We start from the raw sequence: 14,654 nt of genomic DNA, 5'->3' as shown, positions 1-14,654 counted from the left end.
CCGACAATCCCCCAGAGAACGGAATCGATTGCTGGCTTGCAAGAATTTTGCGTTTACCCACGCCAATGTGCATAAGCACTGCCGCCACTTCCGGCGCGGATAGCCGCCCGGAAGCTACCCATGGAGGATGCCTATGGAACGAGATGAACTACGCACCACTTTAGTGAACCATCTGGAAACCCTGCGGCGCAATCTGCAGGTCGTATCCATGGAGGTGCTGAAAACCAAGTACAAAAAACCATTTGATGTCCTGCGGCAAGACATCTGTAAAGCCGCTACCGCCTATACCCGCTTTCTGGTATTCGACGGTATGCGGATCAAACACAAATACTTTGATGAGGCCGTACCCTATATTGATGCAGCTGTGAAGCAAACCAAGCGGCTCAAACAGATCTCAGATGCTGCCTTCCAGCGTCAGGATATTGACGAGATCGAATCACTCGCCCTTGCCCTGCGCAAAGAGATAGAAGCAGCTCTGCAGCCCTTCTATATGGGGCATATGTGCCTTTATGTGACGCCGGAATGCTTTGATGACCCGCCCAAAACGCCGGAAATCTACAACGATGCAACCGCCTGCGTCTGGAGGGATGGTACATGGCAACTCCTGGAGGATACCAGCAAAGGGTTCCTGCTCTTTGTCCAATCCAAATCCAAGGAGGAATCTGCCGCATGAAAGAAACATCCCAACGATATCTAAACAGCGAGGCTCACGGTTATCTCATGGAGGCCAAAGCCTATAAGCTTTTGCTCAAAGACTTGGAGCGCATCCGCGCCAAGCTCAGGCGGCACATCGAAAAGGAAGCCGCAGACCGCGAGGCAGAATTTGAAGCGGCCATGCAATACCATAGCGAAAGCGACATCCAGGAAGCCTACGGCTGGGAATTCATCAGTGAACAGCAGTATGAGCACTATCTGGAATTGTTCCGTCAAGGTCGCAGGGCACTTGATGAACACAGCCCCACTGTTACAGAACTGGCTCTCTCCATCCTGAACCGTATCTTTCAGGATATTGATAGAGACTGCCGCCAATGCGAGTTTGAAGCCCTGTCTCCGGAAGAACAGCTTGCCGAGTTGAAGCGTGCTGAGGAATCCAGGCAGGCATGGAGGCAGTATATCGCCAGTCTGAAGGAAATGATCAACCCCTCCGCTGCGCAGGAATGACCCTTAAAATCGCTACTGAAATTTACTTTGCAGACTGCCTACTTGCAAAATCAGATTTTTTCGGCTAAAATAGGTATATAATAATATATCAGCCGAAATTAAGAAAGGAGGAACGCCTGTGTATATCACCCGACACATGGAGAAACCGGTGATGGAGCTGAATGAACAGTATCCTGTGCTTCTGCTTACCGGCCCAAGGCAGGTTGGAAAAACTACCATGCTGGAACATTTGATAGAGGTCGAGGGCAAGGGGCGCAAAAAGGTCTCTTTGGATGATCTGACGCTGCGGGAACTCGCCAAGACGGACCCAAAGATGTTCTTTCAGCTGTATCAGCCGCCGCTGCTCATTGACGAAGTGCAATACGCACCGGAACTGTTCCCATATATCAAAATCATGGTAGATGAACGCCATCAGCCCGGCGATTTCTGGCTGACGGGTTCTCAGCTTTTCAAGATGATGGAGGGCGTACAGGAATCTCTGGCAGGCCGGGTGGCTCTGCTCCACCTCTCACCGCTTTCCCAGAGTGAGATCATGAAACGGCCTCCTGAACCACCGTTCAGCCTGGAGCTGCCTCTTTTGTCCGAACGGCAGAACGGACGCCAAATGCTGAACACGCCAGAGGTCTTTCAGCGTATCCATCAGGGCGGGATGCCTGCCCTGGTCACAGGAACCTATTCCAATGCCTCCATCTTCTATTCCAGTTACATTGACACTTACATGGAACGGGATGTGCGGCGGCTGTCCAATGACATTGACAGCTTGAAGTTTTTGCGGTTCCTGCGTTCTGTCGCCGCCAGGACTTCCCAGCAGGTCAATTACAAGGGCATTGCCGATGATGCGGAGATCGACCAGACCACGGCCAAAAACTGGCTTCATGTTCTGGAGGCGCTGGGGATCATCTTTTTATTGGAGCCCTATTCCAATAATGTCCTCAAACGCACCGTATCCACACCCAAGCTCTACTTCTACGACTCCGGCATTGTCTGCTACCTGACCCGTTGGAGCAGTCCGGAGACAGCCATGGAAGGAGCCATGAGCGGCGCACTACTGGAAAACTATACCGTAGCGGAAATCATCAAGACCTATCAGAACGCCGGTCAGGAGCCATTCCTGTACTATTACCGGGATAAGGATGCCAGAGAAATCGACCTGATCCTGGAGCGGGACGGAAAACTGTTTCCCATCGAGATCAAAAAGATGGCCTCGCCGCCAAAGAAATTGACGAAGGTATTTGACCTGATCGACAAGTCCCCACTGCAGCGCGGCACTGGTGCTATCCTGTGCATGGCTGACCAGTTGGGCGCTTTTGATCAGAACAATCTGATCGTGCCTATCTCTTTGATTTAACGAGGAACCCTGCCGCATTACCTGCGGCTTATAACCGAAAGGATCGACAGACTGCATTTAGCGGCCTGCCGGTCCTTTTTTCATTTAGGAGGAAACACCTGATGATAAAACGACAAATATCTTTTCTGTTTGAAGATCCCGGATTCTGTATAGATGTATTCTGCACCATTGCAGAACCGGTACGCTACTACAACCGGGATACCGAAAGCGGCGCATGGTACAGCTCTACACCGGACTGGAATGAAAATGGCAGTCTCATCCGGGAAGACCTCATCTTTGAAGTGATTGCAGATGGCGTAGTCTGTGCACTGGACGGCAATGGTAACTTTGAAGGCAAGAAACCCTTCGTACCTTTCTGCCAATTCCGCCAATCGCTGGTGCAGTCCGTTCATACACAATATCCGCACCTGCAGAATCAGGAAGCACTAAGGGAAAAGCTGCTCTCCCTGCCGGATGCCAGAGAAACGGTTGGGCATGGTTGGTACTGGGAAAACTGGCTCTTTGCCACCGATGTTGAGAACACCGCTGAGGAAGCAGTAGACTCAGCCGAATGGCTAAATAGTCAGTTCCACATTCTGGCTGTCCGCTATATCCACAAGCCCACCGGCTTTGTGTTTACCAACTACCGTTTCCGGGACAAAAGAACCGAAGCCAAATCTTCTGGACATGACCTACTGCTCTATGACTGGAAAGACCAATGACCACACTGCGTCAAAAAATGCAGCAGCTATACACAAGGAGGATGCAAAATGAAAATTCACGAAGATCGTTCTCATATGAATATTGATACCAGATGGTTTGAAAAAGGCTATGCCAAAGAAGATGTCCACTCCCTGCGCCTGCAGTCTCTATGCACCGAAGCAGAGGCCGCAGCCAACAAACAGTTTTATGACAGCCACACCCGCGAAGAATGGGAGCAGTATATCCGTCAGGCAAGTTTGGAGAGCAGCGCGGCAATGAAACCCATCATGGAAGCCATCGCACAGGACTTTGTCTGCAACCAGTATGACGAAAATATCCCTGTGTCCTATGGCAGCGACCGATGGGATCTGTACTTCTGGTGTAATCCCTTTAACGGCGCCGCAGACACATCCGAACGGGATTTCTCATATTTCACGCTGACCTTTAACGAGCGTCAGACGCTGGAGAAACGAAGAAAAATCTGTCAACAGGTGCTGGAGCTCCTATGCTCACGCTTTCAGGAGCATCCCCATCTCCATGTAGCCGTACAGTATTCCATATGGTTTGACCATCCGAAGATCCACGATGCGGTGGAGCGCGCAAAGCCCCGTCTGCATGGGCTGCGCTGTATCCAGGAGCAAAAAGAAGGAAAGCTGCTCCTGCAGGACGGTGCCCTGCTCTTCAAGCCAAAATACGCAAAGAAATATGCCCGCACGATGAGCCAGAGCCAGATTCTGTCCCTTAGTTGGGAACTGGGCGTGGAGGACGAAGAACCTGATACCGATGCGGCACCTGTTACCTTGCCTTACAAGAAATTTGGCGCCACGCACCCCATCCAGCTGCAGGTGACTTCCTACCTGAATGGAAACCTTGCCATACAAATGGTGACATGGGAAAGCGGCGACCCGGAACCCTGGGCGACTCTCACCGTCAACCTGCCCGGCCAACGGCAAAAAGACCATGCCTTTATCGACACCAATGCCGATTCGGAATTTCCCACCTGGCTCATCCGACATGGTCTGGCTATCCCAACCGGCCGCACCATGCAGAGTGGGTTCTGCACCTATCCCGAATATCGTTTTCGTGCCAACCGGCTGCAGGAGCTGGACCCGGAAGGGTATGCAGGCTACCTGAAAAACTTTGAAAGGCGGTGCAGCGTATGAAATATAAGGCAGTTTATGATGTACTGAATGAAAGGCGGCAGACTACCCCCGGTTTCTGTTACCATGACCGCAGCGGCTGGCGTGCTTACCCCCAGACCTACATGACCATGCAGTGCCCTTTATGGATTATTGCTGAAGATGCTGCCACGGGCAGGCGTCTGTGGATCACTCAGGAGGGCCCCCGATTTAGCATTTCCATTCGAAGGATGGATGAACAGCGGCACAACTATGGCCCTACCTATCGCATTACTTGTGAAAACAGGACAAAACTGGCTCAGGTTCTGCGCTATCAGTTCGAGTCAAAAACTTTGGCTGTGTAGCTGACGATGACCAGAGAGGAACTGCATTCCTCTCCCTGCTCCGGTTTCCTTGTCCGGAACACACACTAAGAAGCACCGGCAATCTGCATTTTTGCAGGCGTCCGGTGCTTCTTTGGAGGAAAACGCTTATGAATACTCTCGTATTTACACTGGGCGAACACCGATCCCAGCTGACTTTGAAAATCAGTACATATCCCAACGGCAATCTCGCCATCAAGCTTTATGAAAAGGATCACGGCATCCTGATTTTTTGGGAAACCCTGACCACCAACTTAACCGGAATCCGGCCCGACCACTGCGCTTTCATCAATATAAAAGCCGCAGACGGACTTTTTCCAGTCTGGCTGTCAGACAATCACCTTGCGGAACCTACCGGGCAAATTCTTGAATCGGATGGCTGCCTTTACCCTGAATACCTGTTTAATGGCAAAGAACTGGATGCCCTGGATCATGAGGGGCATACCCTCTACATCCGGCGGCAGAAAGGCGAACTGGGGCGCCGCTTTGAGCGGCTGTATCTTGCCCTGCGAAGACTGGCGCGAGAAATCAACGGATTCAGCTACACCGATTACAGCGGCTGGCGGTGTCTGGATGGGAGTTCCTCCACCCTGCCCCTCTGGATCGAGGCATTTGACCCTTCTCATGGCCGCAAATTCATCTTCACGCAGAAAGGTCCCGCACTCCAAACTACCATCCTCTATGCAGATGGTACAGAGAAGCAGCGCATCTATCGGCGTAAAGAGGACATGGCTGCCGAGCTGATGACCATGTTTCAGGAGGAACTTCGTGTCTACCCTCCCTGGTCCAAAGACCGGAGGAAACGGTACGAATATGAAAGACAATAAAATAGGAGGACATCATCATGAAGATCCGTATCTACCCCAAATCCCTGTTAGAAACCATATGGCAGCAGGATAAACTGCTGTTTACCCCAGAGGCAAAGCAACCACCCTTGTGTCTTCGGTGTGGTCAGCCGCTGGACCGCAGGCTGGTCATCAACGCCCTGAGCCGCTATGCAGATGTCCATATCTGCGAGGCGTGCGGTATGGATGAGGCCCTGCGTGATGCCAACCGTTGCCCACTCCCCCTAACAGAATGGGCAGCTGTTAAAAACGGTTTGAGCCAGCAGCAGACCGACTTTGAAGATCCGTTGCTGACTACTTCCTGCATCTTTGAAGATCTGTTTCAGCAGGGCTCCCGTCCTGCCAGCGAGATAGCCTATTCCCGTTCTGATTATGACGGATGGAAATGGTGGACCACCTGGCATCAGTGCCAAAAGGATACGCCCGTTCTGGAAGCTGCCCGTGAAATTGATGCTTTCCAGAATGCACTGTTCCAACTGCCGGAGTTTCTGAATTTGGACACCCTAACACGGTTCTGCCGAAGGTACGCCCAGCCCACCAGCGAGCCCACCGAATTCAATTTGTATTCGGAAACTGCCCACTTTTATATCTGGCTGCGGTTAGTCACCCGGCATCGAGATTATAATGCCTATGTGCATTACTATCTGAAAGGTTAAAAAGTTTGCAACGCACCGGATACAGTATGCCTATCAGCTCTGTATCCGGTGTGTTTTTCTATGTACTCCCAAGTATATACGCATAAAAATATTACCTTTGTAAACTCATTTTGACCTCTATGATATAAAAGCCACTACAAACTTGACAGTGTAAAGATGATGAAGTACAATATAGACAGTGTAAAGATTGGAGGATTTAGCATGGTACAGCAACGACAAACTTATCATCACAAAGACTTGCGAAATGCTTTGATTGAAACAGGTATTCATCTTGTAAATACAGAGGGAGTAAATTCTTTTTCTCTGAGGAAGGTAGCTGCGGCGTGTGGTGTCAGCCACGCTGCCCCTTATAGCCATTTTCAAAATAAAGAAGAATTGCTTGAAGCAATGCAACTATTTATCACAGATAGATTTTCTAAACAATTAGAAAGTGCCGTTCAAAAGAATAATAATGTTGTAGAAATATTGAAAGATATGGGGATAGCCTATGTGTCTTTCTTTGTAGATAACCCTGCTTATTTTCAATTTTTATATTCGCAATCCAACATAAAAATTGACTTATCGTTATCGATACCAGACGATCAAAACTATAAACCCTATATCATCTATAAAAATATTGTAAGTAAACTACTAGAGCAGTCGCACTATCCAGAAGAAAAGCAAAATGATATTATCATAACCATTTGGGCTTTTATACATGGTGTTACTTCATTAGCCACCATGAATAATGTAAATTATGATAATGACTGGAGGGAGAAAGTCATTGATTTTATGGATGTTTTTCAGCTTCCCTTTATAGATAATACAGGAGAAAAAATATGATCGGGATTTATTTTAGTGGGACGGGAAATACAAAATATTGTTTAGAAAAGTTTGTTTCTCTATATGATAGGAACATTGAAATAACTCCTTTAGAGGATGAAGGTACAATAGAAAAAGTTGCACATCATAAAGACATCATTTTTGCCTATCCAATCTATTACAGCAACCTGCCTAAAATAGTACAGGATTTTATCTGTGGAAATTCTGATGTATGGAAGGAAAAACACATTTTTATTATTGCAACAATGGGACTGTTTAGCGGCGATGGTGCGGGTGTATCTGCAAGATTGTTTAAGCGATACGGAGCACAGATATGGGGTGGACTTCATTTGAAAATGCCGGATTGCATTTGTGATGTAAAAGCCTTAAAGCGTACTCCGGATCAAAATAAGCAAATTGTCATACAAGCAGAAGAATGTATAAAATCAGCAGTGTACAATTTGAAAAATGGCACTCCAACTAAAAACGGTTTAGGCTTTTGGTGTCATATTGCAGGTCTGTTAGGACAGCGGCTTTGGTTTTACCGTAAAACACAAGCGTATTCAGACAAAATACAGATAAATTCCGACACTTGTATAAAGTGCGGCAAATGTGCATTGGTATGTCCTATGAATAATTTGTCATTAACCAAAGGTAAGATTGTAGCAAATGGACGGTGTACCTTATGCTATCGGTGCGTAAATCAGTGCAGCAAGAAAGCAATTACTATTTTAGGAAAAAAAGTAATATCTCAGAGTTCTATCGATGATTTTGGGAATTAGCACTTTACATTTTACGAGGAGGTGAGCAATATGGGAAAACTTCTGGTTCTATCACTTTCCGACTGCGAAGAACATATTTTTAATAGGGTCATGGCAGCAATCATAGACGAACCAGAGCTTGACCGTATTGCTCTCCCGCTCTCTGATGCCAGTCTCTCCTTCCCAAATATTGAAATTCGGCTAAAGGAGCAGACTGTATTCTGCAGAGGTCGACTTGTCACTCTGACTCACCATGAATTTGCAGTTCTTGCATATCTGGCTCGTCATCCTGGCTGGGTATTCTCAGCCAGCCAGATTTACGAGGCTGTATGGGCTAGAGATGGTGAACACTGCGGCACCGCCGTTGCCAGTGTCATCAGTCAGATCCGGCGCAAGTTGACGCCGGATACACCAAAGGGTGGCTATATCCGGACTGTACTGGGCAGTGGGTATAAATTTGAATCTGTGAGATAGGAAACGCTGGACACCGTGGCCCGTTGGCTCTGTCCGGCGTTTCGCTTTGTATAAAATAAGGTTGTAGGCATTGCTTCCTTGCGTTGATTAAGCTAAGAACTTATAATTGAGGAATCATAGGAATCCACATAACTTATATTCTATGAAAAAACAGCAGAAAAATAAGGTGTAACAAGGCAGAGCAATTATTTATGCGCCGGAGGGCGTATCCCCGGCGCTGTGAAGATGGCTACCATTTGGCTGATTCCCAAGGATGCAGAGAGACCGGCAGACCGCCGTTTCAAAAATACAAAAAAATAATTCTCTCGTGAGGTTTCTGTGACATTTGGATGCTACACTAAGAATGAAGGAGTGTGATACAATGCGAATTTTAGTAGTCGAGGATGACCGACTTTTGAATAATACTTTGTGCTATAATCTGGAAGCTGCGGGCTATGTTGTGGACTCTGCCCTGACAAAATCAGCAGCCAGTGATTTTCTGACCAGGCAGGACTATGACCTGATCGTGCTGGATGTAAACCTGCCGGACGGAAACGGCTTTGATTTCTGCCGTGAGGTAAAGGATCGTCGGCCGGACACGGCAGTGATCTTCCTGACCGCAAATGATATGGAGAGCGATATGCTCAAAGGCTATGAGCTGGGCGCGGAGGACTATGTGACCAAGCCATTTCCCATGAGCGTCTTTCAAAAAAAGCTGTCCGTAGTGCTGGGGCGGCTGGCGAAACAGTCTGGCGGCGGTGATAGCTATGAGGACGGTGCGCTGTTCATCAATTTCTCGGAGATGACGGCTTCCCTGTCCGGTAAGGCGCTGGTGTTCACTCCGCTGGAATACCGGCTGTTGAAAATCCTGACCAAAAATCCGCAGAATGTTTTGACAAGGCAGGCGCTGCTTGAAAAGCTATGGGATGCCGATGGGAACTTTGTGGATGAACACGCCCTGACCGCGGCTATCAGCCGGGTGCGGAATAAAATTGAAACGGATGGACGCCAGTACATCAAGACGGTGTACGGCATGGGCTATATGTGGATCGGAGGGGCGCTCAAATGAATATGCGGAAACTCTCCATCAATAAAGCCTGCGTTCTTTTGGGAACGCTTCTGCTGCTGGCAGTGGGCGCAGTCTGCACCACTGTTTATCTACTGACCCGGAATATAATCGCTGTCCGGTGTGTGTTCCTGTTCAGCCTCTTTGTGCTGCTCTGCGTCATCTTCTTTGTGGCGCTGATCCGCCGGAAGCTGGTTCAGTTCTCCGATGCCTTTTGCGGTCAGATGGATGATATGCTCTCCGGGGATATGCAGCCGAAGCAGACGGTTGAGGAAGAAAGCCTGTTCTATAAAATCAACTACCGGCTGGGGCGGCTGTACGAGGTCATGCAGGAAAATAAAAACAGCATCGCAAAGGAACGGGCTGACCTGCAAGAGCTGATCTCCGACATTTCTCATCAGGTCAAGACCCCGATTGCCAACTTGAAGATGATCAACAACACGCTGCTTGAAAACGAGGTTCCCCCGCAGAAGCAAAAGGAATTTCTGACAGCCCAGGCCAGCCAACTTGATAAGCTGGACTTCCTCATGCAAGCCATGATTAAAACCTCCCGCCTGGAAACGGGAGTCATTTCGCTAGAGCAAAAACAGCAGCCGGTTTATGATACCCTTGCCGCTGCCCTGGGCGGGATTTTGCTCAATGCCGAAAAGAAACAAATAGATGTGCAGGTGGAATGCCCGGAGCATTTGGATGCGCGCCATGATAGAAAATGGACAAGCGAAGCCCTGTTCAACATTCTGGATAATGCTGTGAAATACACCCCGGCAGGCGGGCAGATCCGTGTGTCGGTGGAAGGCTGGGAAATGTATGTGAAGATCGACATTGCAGATACCGGCATTGGCATCACAGAACAGCACCAAGGGACGATTTTTAAGCGGTTTTACCGGGAAGATGCGGTGCATGATGTGGACGGTATTGGGATTGGCCTGTATCTGGCTCGTGAGATTGTGACCTTGCAGGGCGGTTATATCAGGGTGGCGTCCGAGGTCGGGAAAGGCTCAACCTTTTCTGTTTTCCTGCTCCGAAAGTAGCGCCGACACGCCCCAAAAATTGAAATGTCACAGACTTGTGACATTTGGGGCCGAATTTAGCGGAAATTTTTTGTGGCTCATGACATTTCTGTGAGGTTTGGTCGTTACAATGAGTTTATCAAAAAGAAAGGATGGTGTTCTTTATGAGCATTTTGCAAGCGACTGAACTGAAAAAATATTATGGCACAGAGCCGAACATTACCAGAGCCTTGGATGGTGTGACCCTCTCCATAGAAAAGGGCGAATTTGTAGCCATCGTGGGAACCTCCGGCAGCGGTAAATCCACGCTGCTGAACATGATAGGCGGATTGGATGTGCCCACCTCCGGCCAGGTGGTCGTGGATGGCAAGGAGCTGTCCAAACTCAAAGACGAGGAACTGACCGTTTTCCGCAGAAGAAAGATCGGCTTTATCTTCCAGAACTACAATCTGGTGCCGGTGCTGAATGTCTACGAAAACATCGTGCTGCCTGTGGAGCTGGACGGAAACAAGGTAGACAAGAAGTTTATGAAAGAAGTCGTTCAGATGCTGGGGCTGGAGGATAAGCTGAACAATATGCCCAATAACCTTTCCGGCGGCCAGCAGCAGCGCGTAGCCATTGCCCGCGCTTTGGTGTCAAAGCCTGCAATCGTCCTGGCTGATGAACCGACTGGCAATCTGGACAGCAAGACCAGCGCCGATGTGCTGGGGCTTCTGAAAACCACAAGCCAGAAATTCCATCAGACCCTCGTGATGATTACCCATAACAGTGAGATCGCCCAGCTTGCCGACCGCATCATTCGGATCGAGGATGGTAAGATCGTGCAGTAAAGGGGGCAGGACTATGAATGACATTCTATTTGGCAATAACAACAAGGCTGTCATCAAAAAGCTGGCGAACCGCAGCTTCCGCAGCAACAAAATGCGGAATGTGATTGCGGTCATTGCGATTGCCCTGACAACCTTTCTCTTTACAGCAGTCCTGACCATTGGTATGGGAGCCAAGGGAACGCTGGAATACAATATGGCAAAGATGATCGGCACTGGTGCGGATGCGCTGGTACAGGGCCTTTCCGAAGAACAATTCCAGCAGTTAAAAGAAAACTCCATGTTTGAAAAGGTAGGTTGTTGGGTTCCCATTGAGATCATGACCAACACCAACCGGATGGTTGCGGAAATTGATTACGCAGATCAGCCTCAGTTGGAGCTTCGGATGCAGACACCGCGCACAGGTTCTGCGCCCCAAAAAGCAAATGAGGTTTTGGTTTCTGCCAATATACTGAAGGATCTGAACATCGAAGAAAAAATTGGGGCAGAAATTCCTATCGAATTTAAGAATCGTCAAAGCGGCCAGATGTATCATTTTGATATGATTGTATCCGGTATTTACGACACACCAAACGAAAAATCGGAATCAGTCATTGTTTCCAAAGCCTTCATGGAAGAAAATCCGGAGATGATGCGCGAAATTGCCCAAGGGCGTGAGGGCTGTGGCATTTATGATGCTGATGTGATTATGCGGGATAGCTCCATGGTAAAGGAGCGTATCTCGGAGTTTGTCCGCAGCATTGGCGGTAATCCAGACGATAGAAGTGCTGAGAATTATGTCCGTGTAGCCCCCAACACTTTCCTTTCCAACAACAGCGGCGGCTCTATCATGTGGCTGGTAGCAGGTGTATTTGGCGTCCTATTCATGTTCTGTGGGTATCTGCTGATCTACAATGTATTCGAGATTGCAGTTACCAACGATATTCGGCAGTATGGCCTGCTACGGACGGTGGGGACTACTTCCCAGCAGATCAAGCGTTTGGTCAACCGGCAGGCGCTGTACCTGTTCCTGATTGGAACACCATTTGGCCTGCTTTTTGGCATCCTGCTCGGACGCAGTATTCTGCCTGCGGCACTCCAGATGTTTGCTGCCGACTATAGTGGTAAAAACATTGAGGTCAGCACACTTCCATATTTGGGTATCATCGTAGGTGCGATCCTGTTCTCAGGACTTACAGTTTATATTAGTACCAGAAAGTCGGTGAAGAAAGCCTCCCGTGTGTCACCTATCGAGGCTATCCGCTATATAGAACAGGATACGGTTTCCATAAAACGGAAAAAGACAAATACTGGAGCAGTTATTCCTCGCATGGCGAAGGCCAACCTCCAGCGCAATAAGCGCCGGACGGTCTTTATTGTGATTTCCCTGACTTTGAGCATCGTCCTCCTGAACTCGGTATTTATCTTCAGCGGCAGCTTTGATGAAGCTACTTATGTACAAAAACAGACCCGAAGTGACTTTGCGGTTTATAACCCAGACATTCAAGCCGCATGGGGAGATGAATTTGGGCATAGCTGTACTGTTTCAGAAAAATCGGTAGAGGAAATTGAACAGCAGCCAGGTGTAATGAACGAAGTCCGCCTATACCGTAATACTTTTGAGGATGATCATATTGCCTGTGATTGGGGTCCTTCTTTCTCGATTGACAATACAAATAAATATGCCTATGTACTTCCTGATTCATTAAATCTCGGCTGGACTGAGGATGGAGAGGATTATGCTGCGTTGACTGCGGATAACCTTCCTCTTGGGAATGTGTATGGCTTCTCTGAAAATCTCCTGAACAAGATGGACATCATTGAGGGTGAAAGCGATGTGTCTGTCCTGAAAGAAAAACTCTGGAATGGTAACAATGTAATTTTAGTAAGCCACTATGACGATAAGGGAAACTTAAGCGGTGGTGCGGATAATATCTATTATTTTGGCCTGTCGGTTGGAGACACCATTCAATTTTATGAAAATGGAGCTCCGACTGAGGAGTTTACAGTGATTGCAAAGGCTGCTGTTACGAGCAATGAAATGACTTTGACTGGCGGTGGCGATAATATTACGACAGATGTTGGTGGACCAAAGATCTATATGTCAGAAAATAAGTTCAAAGAGATTTATGAAACCCCTACCTTGTACGGTTTCCTCTTTGATGTAGAGGAACAGTATCAGCAGGATATGGAGAACTATCTGATGCGGGACACCGATGTTTCCTATAATTCTATTACAACGCTGAAAGCTGATGTTTTAGGCATTAAAAATGTTGTCCTGCTGGTTGGCGGAATGATAGGTTCTGTATTTGCTTTGGTGGGCCTGATCAACTTCATCAATCTGGTTATGACCAATATCGTTACCCGCCGTCATGAGTTTGCCACTATGCAGAGCATTGGTATGACGAACCGGCAGCTCCGAAAAATGATGATTTCGGAAAGTTTCTCCTATGTGCTTCTGGCAGGGATTGTCGGCACATTAGTTGCGGCGACACTTGGCATGACATTGCTAAGAGCATTTGTAGAAAACGGTCCTACCAGTATGATGATGACATTCCAGATAACCTTGCTGCCTGCGCTGATTATGCTGGTTCTCTTTCTGGTACTGGCGTTTATCGTTCCGGTTGTTGCACTCCGACTCCTTAACAATCGGAGTGTCGTAGAGCGGCTTCGGGTAAATGAATAACAGGCGCAGCCATATCAAGTGAATACTTCCTGCGCCGTCGTATGCGGCTGTGGGACGCGGAAAACCGGGGGATTTTTCTCCCGGTTTTTCAAATGTCACGAACTTGTGACATTTGGGGCCGAATTTAGCGGAAATTTTTTGTGGCTCGTGACATTTCTGTGAGGTTTGTTCGTTACAATGGGTCTAAGTTAAAGAAAGGATGGTGTTCTCTATGAGCATTTTGCAAACGACTGAACTGAAAAAATACTACGGCACAAAGCCGAATATCACAAAGGCCCTGGATGGTGTGAACCTCTCTGTTGAGCAGGGGGAATTTGTAGCGATTGTTGGAACCTCCGGCAGCGGCAAATCCACTCTGCTGAACATGATCGGCGGGCTGGATGTGCCTACCTCCGGCAAGGTCATTGTGGATGGGCGCGACCTCTCTACATTGAAAGATGAGCAGCTTACCATTTTCCGCAGGAGAAAAATCGGCTTCATCTTCCAGAACTACAATCTGGTACCAGTGCTAAATGTCTACGAAAACATCGTGTTGCCCGTAGAACTGGACGGAAACAAGGTAGACAAGAAGTTTATGAAAGAAGTGGTGCGGATGCTGGGGCTGGAGGATAAGCTGAACAATATGCCCAGCAATCTCTCCGGCGGCCAGCAGCAGCGTGTAGCCATCGCCCGCGCTCTGGTATCGAAGCCTGCTATCGTTCTGGCGGACGAGCCAACAGGCAATCTGGACAGTATGACCAGCAGCGATGTGCTGAGCCTGCTGAAAGTTACCAGCACAAAATTCCACCAGACCCTTGTAATGATTACCCATAATAATGAGATCGCCCAGCTTGCCGACCGCATTATTCGGATCGAGGATGGTAAGATTGTGCAGTAAAG

The 14,654-nt window shown here is 48.3% G+C and carries 16 protein-coding genes; all 16 read left to right on the top strand.

The window, feature by feature from the left end; genetic code table 11:
- Positions 1 to 133 precede the first annotated feature (133 nt).
- On the top strand, positions 134 to 673 hold the full coding sequence (locus LKD37_RS00790) for a hypothetical protein (RefSeq protein WP_025529795.1): 540 nt from the start codon (positions 134 to 136) through the stop codon (positions 671 to 673).
- On the top strand, positions 670 to 1,161 hold the full coding sequence (locus tag LKD37_RS00785; protein WP_025529794.1) for a hypothetical protein: 492 nt from the start codon (positions 670 to 672) through the stop codon (positions 1,159 to 1,161). The genes LKD37_RS00790 and LKD37_RS00785 overlap by 4 nt, the downstream gene beginning before the upstream one ends.
- A 136-nt stretch (positions 1,162 to 1,297) precedes the next feature.
- Positions 1,298 to 2,509, top strand: a complete 1,212-nt coding sequence (locus LKD37_RS00780) for an ATP-binding protein (protein WP_006874328.1) — start codon at positions 1,298 to 1,300, stop codon at positions 2,507 to 2,509.
- A 101-nt stretch (positions 2,510 to 2,610) separates the two neighbouring features.
- Complete coding sequence (locus LKD37_RS00775; protein WP_215725530.1) at positions 2,611 to 3,210, top strand: hypothetical protein; 600 nt, start codon at positions 2,611 to 2,613, stop codon at positions 3,208 to 3,210.
- Between the two features lie 48 nt (positions 3,211 to 3,258).
- Positions 3,259 to 4,353 (top strand): DUF4313 domain-containing protein, encoded by a 1,095-nt coding sequence (locus LKD37_RS00770; protein ID WP_215725529.1) that lies wholly within the window; start codon positions 3,259 to 3,261, stop codon positions 4,351 to 4,353.
- A complete protein-coding gene (locus LKD37_RS00765; RefSeq protein WP_008394742.1) occupies positions 4,350 to 4,673 on the top strand; it encodes a hypothetical protein in 324 nt (107 codons plus the stop codon). The genes LKD37_RS00770 and LKD37_RS00765 overlap by 4 nt, the downstream gene beginning before the upstream one ends.
- 128 nt (positions 4,674 to 4,801) lie before the next feature.
- A complete protein-coding gene (locus tag LKD37_RS00760) occupies positions 4,802 to 5,518 on the top strand; it encodes a DUF4313 domain-containing protein (protein WP_302927534.1) in 717 nt (238 codons plus the stop codon).
- Positions 5,519 to 5,535: 17 nt separating this feature from the next.
- Positions 5,536 to 6,192 (top strand): hypothetical protein, encoded by a 657-nt coding sequence (locus LKD37_RS00755; protein ID WP_302927533.1) that lies wholly within the window; start codon positions 5,536 to 5,538, stop codon positions 6,190 to 6,192.
- 201 nt (positions 6,193 to 6,393) lie between these two features.
- On the top strand, positions 6,394 to 7,014 hold the full coding sequence (locus LKD37_RS00750; RefSeq protein ID WP_302927532.1) for a TetR/AcrR family transcriptional regulator: 621 nt from the start codon (positions 6,394 to 6,396) through the stop codon (positions 7,012 to 7,014).
- Entirely contained in the window at positions 7,011 to 7,775 is a 765-nt protein-coding gene (locus LKD37_RS00745; protein ID WP_302927531.1) for an EFR1 family ferrodoxin, read from the top strand. Before LKD37_RS00750 ends, LKD37_RS00745 begins: the two co-directional genes overlap by 4 nt.
- 30 nt (positions 7,776 to 7,805) lie before the next feature.
- Positions 7,806 to 8,228 carry a winged helix-turn-helix domain-containing protein gene (locus LKD37_RS00740; RefSeq protein WP_302927530.1) on the top strand — a complete coding sequence of 141 codons (423 nt, stop codon included), beginning with the start codon at positions 7,806 to 7,808 and terminating at the stop codon, positions 8,226 to 8,228.
- Positions 8,229 to 8,589: 361 nt separating this feature from the next.
- Positions 8,590 to 9,276: a response regulator transcription factor gene (locus LKD37_RS00730; RefSeq protein WP_302927529.1), complete on the top strand. Its 687-nt coding sequence runs from the start codon at positions 8,590 to 8,592 to the stop codon at positions 9,274 to 9,276.
- Positions 9,273 to 10,304, top strand: coding sequence for a sensor histidine kinase (locus tag LKD37_RS00725; RefSeq protein ID WP_302927528.1), 1,032 nt, complete (start codon positions 9,273 to 9,275; stop codon positions 10,302 to 10,304). The genes LKD37_RS00730 and LKD37_RS00725 overlap by 4 nt, the downstream gene beginning before the upstream one ends.
- Positions 10,305 to 10,447: 143 nt before the next feature.
- Positions 10,448 to 11,113, top strand: a complete 666-nt coding sequence (locus LKD37_RS00720) for an ABC transporter ATP-binding protein (protein ID WP_050624170.1) — start codon at positions 10,448 to 10,450, stop codon at positions 11,111 to 11,113.
- Positions 11,114 to 11,126: 13 nt separating this feature from the next.
- Entirely contained in the window at positions 11,127 to 13,775 is a 2,649-nt protein-coding gene (locus LKD37_RS00715) for an ABC transporter permease (protein WP_302927527.1), read from the top strand.
- Between the two features lie 211 nt (positions 13,776 to 13,986).
- Positions 13,987 to 14,652 carry an ABC transporter ATP-binding protein gene (locus LKD37_RS00710; RefSeq protein WP_015528521.1) on the top strand — a complete coding sequence of 222 codons (666 nt, stop codon included), beginning with the start codon at positions 13,987 to 13,989 and terminating at the stop codon, positions 14,650 to 14,652.
- The last annotated feature ends 2 nt before the right edge of the window (positions 14,653 to 14,654 follow it).

This window comes from Brotocaccenecus cirricatena (genome assembly GCF_020687045.1).
GTDB lineage: Bacteria > Bacillota > Clostridia > Oscillospirales > Oscillospiraceae > Vescimonas > Vescimonas cirricatena.
The sequence above is the reverse complement of the archived record's forward strand: the minus strand, read 5'-3'. Positions and strand labels throughout refer to the sequence as shown.